2 protein-coding genes are annotated in these 3,110 nt (G+C 69.3%); both read right to left on the bottom strand.

Translation table 11 applies throughout. From position 1 onward, the window contains the following. Nucleotides 1-153 precede the first annotated feature (153 nt). Nucleotides 154-834 (bottom strand): patatin-like phospholipase family protein, encoded by a 681-nt coding sequence (locus ACLML9_RS28280; RefSeq protein WP_411948353.1) that lies wholly within the window; start codon nucleotides 832-834, stop codon nucleotides 154-156. A gap of 126 nt (nucleotides 835-960) precedes the next feature. Beyond that, nucleotides 961-2,748: an acetyl/propionyl/methylcrotonyl-CoA carboxylase subunit alpha gene (locus ACLML9_RS28275; RefSeq protein WP_411948352.1), complete on the bottom strand. Its 1,788-nt coding sequence runs from the start codon at nucleotides 2,746-2,748 to the stop codon at nucleotides 961-963. Nucleotides 2,749-3,110: the final 362 nt, after the last annotated feature.

Below are 3,110 nucleotides of genomic sequence, written 5' to 3'. Positions count from 1 at the left end.
GGCGCGTTCGGCGGCGAGAAGCACACCGGCGGCGGCCGCGAATCGGGTTCGGACGCATGGAAGGCCTATATGCGGCGCGCCACCAACACCATCAACTACTCCACCGAGCTACCCCTGGCCCAGGGCATCCGCTTCGACTGACCGCGGCCTCGGTCAGCAGGGTTCGGCGGATACGGGACCGAACTCCGCGAAGAGGTCGGCTACCACGCGGCGGCCGATCTCCATACCGCGCCCCAGAATGCCGGGATCGGTTTCGACACTGCTGATATCCGGTGACCCGGCCGACGGGTGGATCTGGCAGGCCGTCGCACCCATCCCGGCGATCACCCCGTCCTCCAGCGCCTGCTGACCCGGCCGCAGCTTCCATGCCCGGTAGGCGCCGGGGGCGATGAACCGCATATAGGTGCCGCCGACCACGTCGTGAAACCAGGGCGGCGGTGGCCGGCGTTCGTCGGCGCCCCGGGCCCGCAGGATCAGGGCATGGCTGGCCCCGGCCTGCAGTGCGCTGCGTACCGGGACCGTTTCCGAGAGGCCGCCGTCGAAGTAGCGGCGTCCACCCAGTTCCACCGGAGGGCCGGCCAGTAGCGGCAGACCGGAGGACGCCCGGAGCGCGGTCTGCAGCGTCGCCTTGTCCACGATGAACGGAGGCAGGTCCACCGGTTCGCCGGTACGGATATCGGTGGCGATGGGATGAAAGGTGGTCTCGTTGGCCAGGATGGCCGGGAAATCCATGGGATGCAGCCCGTCGAGGACGAGCCGATGGCCGTCGGCCCGGCTATCCGATGCGAAACGGCCGCGGATCACCTCCGCGGCCGTCGGTTGCACTGGGCTCACCAGTCACCATACGCCGGAGCGGGTGGCGGCAATCGGCCGCGCACCCGCTCCGGAGCAGTGTGCATCTACAGTTGGCTCACCGGTCGGCATGCCGTCGCATACCGGTGGCGGCCCACAGTGGGCGTGCTACTTGATCTCGGCGAGAACGGTGCCCTGGGTGATGGCCGCGCCGGCCGCCACGTTCAGGCCGGTGACCACGCCGGCCTTGTGCGCGTTGACCGGGTTCTCCATCTTCATGGCCTCGAGCACCACGATCAGATCGCCCGCCTCGACGGTCTGGCCTTCCTCGACCGCGACCTTGACCACGGTGCCCTGCATGGGGGCGGTGACGGCGTCACCGGAGGCGGCGCCGCCGCCCGCGCCACCCCGCGTACGCGGCTTCGGCTTCTTGCGCACCGCGCCACCGGCCGCGGGAGCACCCGAACCGATCGAGAACTGACCCGGCAGCGAGACCTCGACCCGGCGGCCGCCGACCTCGACCACGACCTTCTGCCGCGGCTCCTCATCCTCTTCGGCCGGGGCGCCGCCGGTGAACGGCTCGACGGTGTTCTTCCACTCGGTCTCGATCCACTTGGTGTAGACATCGAACGATTCGCCGTCGCCGATGAAGGCCGGATCCTCGACGATGGCCCGGTGGAACGGGATGACCGTGGCCAGACCCTCCACGTGGAACTCGGCGAGCGCACGTCGCGCCCGCTCCAGGGCCTGGGTCCGGTTCTCGCCGGTGACGATCAGTTTGGCCAGCATCGAGTCGAACTGGCCGCCGATCACGCTGCCGGCCACCACGCCGGAGTCGACGCGCACACCCGGGCCGGTCGGCTCGGAGTACGCGGTGACCGGGCCGGGGGCGGGCAGGAAGCCGCGGCCGGCGTCCTCGCCGTTGATCCGGAACTCGAAGGAGTGGCCGCGCGGGGTCGGATCCTCGGTGATCTCCAGCTTCTCGCCGTTGGCGATGCGGAACTGCTGGCGGACCAGGTCGATACCGGAGGTCTCCTCGGTGACCGGGTGCTCGACCTGCAGGCGGGTGTTGACCTCGAGGAACGAGACGGTGTCGCCCTGCACCAGGTATTCGACCGTGCCGGCGCCGTAGTAGCCGGCCTCCTTGCAGATGGCCTTGGCCGAGGCGTGGATGCGGGCCCGCTGATCGTCGGTCAGGAAGGGGGCCGGAGCCTCCTCGACCAGCTTCTGGAAACGGCGCTGCAGCGAGCAGTCGCGGGTGCCGGCGACGATCACGTTGCCGTGCTGGTCGGCGATCACCTGCGCCTCGACGTGGCGGGCCTTGTCCAGGTACTGCTCGACGAAGCATTCGCCGCGCCCGAAGGCGGCGACCGCCTCGCGGGTCGCCGACTCGAACAGTTCGGGAATCTCCTCGATCGTGTGCGCGACCTTCATCCCGCGGCCGCCGCCACCGAACGCGGCCTTGATCGCGACCGGCACGCCGTACTTCTTCGCGAACTCGACGACCTCGTCGGCGTTCTTCACCGGGTCCTTGGTGCCCGCGGCCATCGGCGCCTTCGCCCGCTCGGCGATATGCCGTGCGGTGACCTTGTCCCCGAGATCGCGGATGGACTGCGGCGACGGGCCGATCCAGATCAGCCCGGCGTCGAGGACGGCCTGGGCGAAGTCGGCGTTCTCGGAGAGGAAGCCGTAACCCGGGTGGATGGCATCGGCGCCGGATTTGGCGGCGGCATCCAGGATCTTGTCGAAGACCAGGTACGACTCGGCGGAGGTCTGCCCGCCGAGGGCGAAGGCTTCGTCGGCGAGCTCGACGAAGGGTGCGTCGGCATCGGGTTCCGCGTAAACCGCGACACTGCCGAGGCCGGCGTCCTTGGCCGCCCGGATAACGCGCACGGCAATCTCGCCTCGGTTAGCTACGAGTACCTTCGTGATCCGCGCGCTGGCATGGCTGGGCACTGAGCCTCCTGTGTGCAATCTCTGTGTTCGCTGTGCGGGATGGGCCGCGCCTCGGCTCCGCTCCCGCGGATCGGGGTCCGCTGTCCGGCTTCCGAAGAGGATCGGATCGCTTGGTGGGCTCCGGGTCCGTGGGTTCGGATCCGCTACGCGGGCTCCGCGCCCGTGGTCGACACTATCTGTCTCGGGGCGAGTGTAGGCAGTCTGCCAACAAAGCCGGAACTCGGATAGGGCTACCGGGCAGTAGGTCGCAGATCGCAATGGGTCGGATCGGACTATGTGGCACACTGCTGTCTTTTTGGCGCCGCCTGCGGCGGCGCGGGGTTGAGGCCCCCTTGGTCTCGCCGTTTCGGCCTCGAGACTCG

Origin of the sequence: Nocardia sp. NPDC002869, from assembly GCF_046764065.1 — a bacterium.
Taxonomy (GTDB): Bacteria; Actinomycetota; Actinomycetes; order Mycobacteriales; family Mycobacteriaceae; genus Nocardia; species Nocardia rhamnosiphila.
Note: the sequence above shows the minus strand (reverse complement) of the source record. Positions and strands in the feature narration are given on the sequence as shown.